Below are 4,852 nucleotides of genomic sequence, written 5' to 3' on the forward strand. Positions count from 1 at the left end.
CCCCCCGCTACAACCACGCCAACGACGCCGCCCTTTCCAGTACGTTCCGTACCGCTCCCTCGTCGCCCGTCGTGACCCTCGGCACCTCGGCCGGGTCGTGTCGGCCGCCCACCAGGAGGCAGAAGTCGACCGGGGTCAGGGTCAGTTCGGCGCGTACGGGGGTGTTCTCGTCGCCCAGGATCCAGCGGGTGTCGGGCGCTCCCGTGACCTCCAGGAGGACCGGGGGCGCGTCGTGCAGGACCAGGGCGAGGATGCGGACGGCCAGGTGGACCAGCTGCCGCAGGTGTTCGTCGGGCGGTGGCGGTACGGCGAGGCCGAGGGCGCGGCCGATGTCGTCGGTGTGGATCCACGCCTCGAAGGCGCGCACCAGGAAGTGGTCGGCGACGGGCAGCCGGAGGCCCATCACCGGCACGGCGCGCGCGGCGAGTCCGGGGTCGTGGGCCTCGGGCGTGGCCAGCAGCGCGGCGGCCTGCGCGGCCCAGGTGGCGACCGTCTCCTCCGGCGTCCGCGCGTGCTCGTGTGCGATCACGTCGGCGGTACGGCGGTCCCAGGCGTCCCCCATGGGGGTTCCCTCCGGGATGCGGGAGGCGGGCACGCGCGGGTCGACGCCGAGTGGTACGGCGAGGTGTTCGTCGGCGGCGATGAGGTGCGCGACGGTGGCCTGCGCGTCCCAGTCGTGCACCACCGGCGTGCCCCAGCGCCCGTCCAGCTCCGGCACCAGCGCCTGCAGCCCGGCCACGGCCCCGGCGTACGGCGCGGCGTACGGGGCGACACCGGGTACGCGCGGGCGCCGGGAGCGCAGGGCCGGCGCGAGAATCCCGTCCATGGCCGCAGGTGGGGCGGCGGGCGGGCCGTCCAGCAGACGTACGGTGTCCCGGAGTCGTTCGGCCTCTGTCGCGCAGGGCTCGCAGGCGGCCAGGTGGAGGGGGACGGTCTTGTCGTCGCCGGGTGGGAGCGCGCCGATCGCCCAGGCGGCCAGCAGCTCTCGTACGCCGTCGTGGTCGTTGGTCATCGCGTGCCGCCCTTTCGCCCTGCCGCTCCCACGATACGCAGGGCCCGAATGTCCCGGTACATCCCGCCCGCCCCCCTCACGCGCCCCTCGCAGGCGCCGGGTCCGGTGGATCCGCGAGGGACTCGGCGAGTTTGCGCAGGGCCGAGCGCAGCCGGGTCTTCGCGGTGCCCTCGGGTATGCCCAGCTCGACGGCGGCCTGGCGGTAGGTGCGGCCCGCGAAGTACGCGAGGTGGACCACCTCCCGCTGGGGGCGCGGGAGTTCGGCGAGGGCGGTGTGCAGCAGGAGGGAGCGCTCGCGGTCGACGACCGTCTCGTCGGGGCCGGGTGCGGCGTCGGGGATGGCGGCCAGGGCCGAGTCGTCCGCGCGGGCGTCCTTGCGCTGCCGGGCCTCGCCGCGTACCCAGTCCACGGCCCGCCGGTGGGCCAGCATGGACAGCCAGGCGCGCAGGGAACCACGGCTCGCGTCGAAGGCGTACGGCCGGCTCCACAGCTGTGCGAAGACCTCCTGCGCCACGTCCTCGGCCCCCGCCGGGCTGTGCGTGACCTTGACGGCCACCCGCCGGACGAGTTCCCCGTACGCCGCGTACGCCTCACGCAGCGCGGACTCGTCCCCGTACACCAGCCGCCGATGCAACTCCGCATCGGTCAACGGCTGTTCGAGCGTCGGCTCCACCGGCACCACCACCTCGTGAAGCCTTCCTAGCGTCCTCGCGGGGGGCCGCGCCAGTGGTTCCGCCGGACAGCCGGTGGTCCGCCGGCGCCGTGACCGCCGGTTGGTGCGGCCCCCGCTCGACAGGGGGTACGGACCTCGGCCGCCGGTGGTTCAGCCGGACAGGACGTCCAGGAGCCGGTCGACGTCCGCGTCCGTGTTGTACAGGTGGAAGGAGGCGCGCAGATTGCCCGCGCGGTTGGAGACCTCGATACCCGCCGCGCTCAACTCGGGCTGCTTCCCGCCCAGTCCGGGCACCGACACGATCGCCGATCCGGGCGCGGGGACGGGCGCGTGGCCCAGGCTCGCGAGCCCGGCGCGGAAGCGCTCGGCGAGCGCGAGGTCATGGGCGCGCACGGCGTCCACGCCGAGTTCCTCGATCAGCGCCAGGGAGTGGCGCAGTCCGGCGTACGTGAAGAGCGCCGGGCTCACGTCGAACCGCCGGGCGGAGTGGGCGAGTTCGGCGACCGGCCCGTAACAGCTGTCCCAGGGGCTCTCCCCCGCGACCCAGCCGGCGAGCACGGGGGTGAGTCCGCCGAAGTCCTCCGGCACGACCAGGAAGGCGGCGCCGTGCGGGCCGAGCAGCCACTTGAAGGTGATCGAGACGGTGAAGTCGTACGCGTCGGCCGTCATCGGCAGCCATCCGGCGGCCTGCGAGAAGTCGACGTACGTACGCGCCCCGTGCGTCCGGGCCGCCTCCTCGATGGCGTCCAGGTCGGCGATCCGTCCGTCGGCGGACTGCGCGGCGCTGACCGCGACGAGGGCGGTGCCCGGACGGACCGACTCGGCGAGCCGCTCCAACGGCACGGCGCGCACCTTGAGATCACCGCGGACGTGGAAGGGGGTCACGACGGAGGTGAAGTCGTCCTCGGCGGTGAGCACCTCGGCGCCCGACGGCAGCGAGGCGGCCACCACCCCGGTGTGCGCGGCGACCGAGGCCCCGGCCGCCACCCGCTCCACCGGCACACCGGCCAGCCGCGCGAAGGCGGCCCGGGCCGCCTCCACGTCGTCGTGCAACGAGCCCAGCGGCCTGCCCTCGGCCCGCATCAGCGCGGCCTCGTGGAGGGCCGCCACCGTACGAGCGGGGAGCAGCCCGTTGCTCGCCGTGTTCAGATAGGTCTTCTTCGGGGCGAACTCGGATCGGACGAGTCTCTCGAACGTCTCGGAGGTCTCCATGGGTCCACTGTGGGGCCTTGTGGACTCTCCGTCCATTGAGATGTTTTACGCGATTTCTCCAAGCGATGCTTATATATCACCGCTGAGCTGCACCGCCGCGCTTCTTGGAGCCCGCGGTAGCGGACCTTTCAGGGGCGCGGGCATCCGACCGCACCCCTGAAAGGCGCTCCCCGGACGGCTCACCGGCCCTGCGGCACCGCACAGCCGTCCGGCCCACAAGCCTCGGCCCCGTCGTCCCCCTGGACCACCTTCAGCGGCGAACGCCCACCCCACGCCTGCGTCAGCGCCTGCTCGAACACCTCGGCGGGCTGGGCGCCGGACACCCCGTACTTGCGGTCCAGCACGAAGAACGGCACACCGTTCGCCCCCAGCTCGGCGGCCTCGCGCTCATCGGCGCGCACGGCGTCCGCGTACGCGGTCGGGTCGGCGAGGACCTTGCGGGCGGCGTCCGCGTCCAGCCCGGCCTCGGCGGCCAGGTCGATCAGGAAGTCGTCGGCGTCGGCGTACACGGAGCGCTCGTCGGCGAAGTTGGCGCGGTAGAGGAGCTGGAGCAGTTCGGCCTGCCGACCCTGTTCCTTGGCGAAGTGGAGCAGGCGGTGCATGTCGAAGGTGCTGCCGTGGTCACGGCCCTCGGCCCGGTACGCGAGCCCTTCGGCGGCGGCCTGCTCACGGAGGTTGTGCTCGCCGGCCTGGGCCTGGGCCTCGCTCATCCCGTACTTCTTGCTGAGCATGGTGAGCACCGGCTGGATGTCGTCCTTCGCACGGCCCGGGTCGAGTTCGAAGGAGCGGTGCACCACCTCGATGTCGTCGCGGTGGGGGAAGGCCGCGAGCGCCTTCTCGAAGCGGGCCTTGCCCACGTAGCACCAGGGGCAGGCGATGTCGCTCCAGATCTCGACGCGCATGGTGTCACTCTCTCCTCGGCCGTACGGGTACGGGTCATGGGCCCGGATCACGGGTCATCGATCGCGGGCGGCGGTGGCGGGGGCGGCGATGCCCTCCGTTTCTCCTTCTGCGGTTGATGAACGTTCAAGCAGCCTGCCTCATTCCCTGTCCACCGGCTCGTTCCGGGCCAGTCGTCGCTCAGGGTGCGGCTGCGGAGACGGTGTAGGTGAGCGGCAGGTGGTGGGGGCCCGAGGTGCTGGGGGTTCGGGGGTCCGGGGTCCAGCCCAGACGGGTGCAGAAGGCGCGGGCCCGGTGGTTGTCGGTGCGCACGGTGAGGGTGGCCGTGCGTTTGCCGTCCGCCAGCCACTCCTCGACGCAGGCCGCGTGCAGGGCTCGGCCGGTGCCTCGGCGCCGGTGGTCGGGGGCGATGTGGAACTGGGTGAGGTGCACGGTGTCGGTGGGGGCGCCGTCGGTGGTGCGGAAGGAGGCGACGCCGATGATTCTGCTGTGCTCCACCGCGCACAGCACGTGTCCGTCCGGGCGCTCGATGGCTCGCCGCCAGGTGGTCTCCCAGTCCGTGCCGTCGTCGGGGACGCCCTCGGGGTGGTATGTCGCCCGGGATCGGGCGTGCAGGGCGGCGATGTCCTGTGCCTCTGCGGGGAGCGCCGTCCTGATCACTCGGGCGCCTGTGACGCGGTTCACACGATCCTTGATCATGCCGCGGATGACGCCGTCGGCGGGGCGCCGGTTCCCTTTTTCGCCCCCACCGCCCCTACCCGTCCCTCCCAGCGCAGTTCCCCTCGGACCAGGCGGACTTCGTGGGCAGTTCCTGGCCGTTCGTCGGACCAGCCAGGTTTCGTAGGCAGTGCCCGGCCGTTCGTCGGACCGGGCGGGCTTCGTAAGCAGTTCGCGGCCGGTCGCAGGCAGTTCGTGAGCCTCGTCGTGAGTTCGGCTGTGGGTCGGGGCGACGTCGTCGTGGGTTCGCCCGTCGTGGGAGTGGGGCACCCCCTTGCCGCCGTACGCGGGTGATCCGCGTATGGGGGCGTGCGTTCGAACATGGTGGGTCCCGAGGG

The 4,852-nt window shown here is 72.9% G+C and carries 5 protein-coding genes; all 5 read right to left on the minus strand.

Features of this window, described 5'->3' with window-relative positions:
- Positions 1-7 precede the first annotated feature (7 nt).
- The 5 genes from STRIP9103_RS14765 to STRIP9103_RS14785 all read right to left on the minus strand — a co-directional run bounded on the left by STRIP9103_RS14765 (position 8) and on the right by STRIP9103_RS14785 (position 4,496).
- The gene (locus STRIP9103_RS14765; RefSeq protein ID WP_009311247.1) at positions 8-1,012 is read right to left on the minus strand and encodes a maleylpyruvate isomerase family mycothiol-dependent enzyme; all 1,005 of its coding nucleotides are present in this window, start codon (positions 1,010-1,012) and stop codon (positions 8-10) included.
- Between the two features lie 76 nt (positions 1,013-1,088).
- Positions 1,089-1,697 (minus strand): RNA polymerase sigma factor, encoded by a 609-nt coding sequence (locus tag STRIP9103_RS14770; RefSeq protein WP_048820304.1) that lies wholly within the window; start codon positions 1,695-1,697, stop codon positions 1,089-1,091.
- Positions 1,698-1,835: 138 nt separating this feature from the next.
- Positions 1,836-2,897, minus strand: a complete 1,062-nt coding sequence (locus tag STRIP9103_RS14775; RefSeq protein ID WP_009311250.1) for an aminotransferase class V-fold PLP-dependent enzyme — start codon at positions 2,895-2,897, stop codon at positions 1,836-1,838.
- 179 nt (positions 2,898-3,076) lie between these two features.
- Entirely contained in the window at positions 3,077-3,799 is a 723-nt protein-coding gene (locus tag STRIP9103_RS14780) for a DsbA family oxidoreductase (protein WP_009311249.1), read from the minus strand.
- 178 nt (positions 3,800-3,977) lie between these two features.
- Positions 3,978-4,496, minus strand: a complete 519-nt coding sequence (locus tag STRIP9103_RS14785; protein ID WP_199790543.1) for a GNAT family N-acetyltransferase — start codon at positions 4,494-4,496, stop codon at positions 3,978-3,980.
- Positions 4,497-4,852: the final 356 nt, after the last annotated feature.

It is taken from the genome of Streptomyces ipomoeae 91-03 (assembly GCF_000317595.1).
Lineage (GTDB): Bacteria > Actinomycetota > Actinomycetes > Streptomycetales > Streptomycetaceae > Streptomyces > Streptomyces ipomoeae.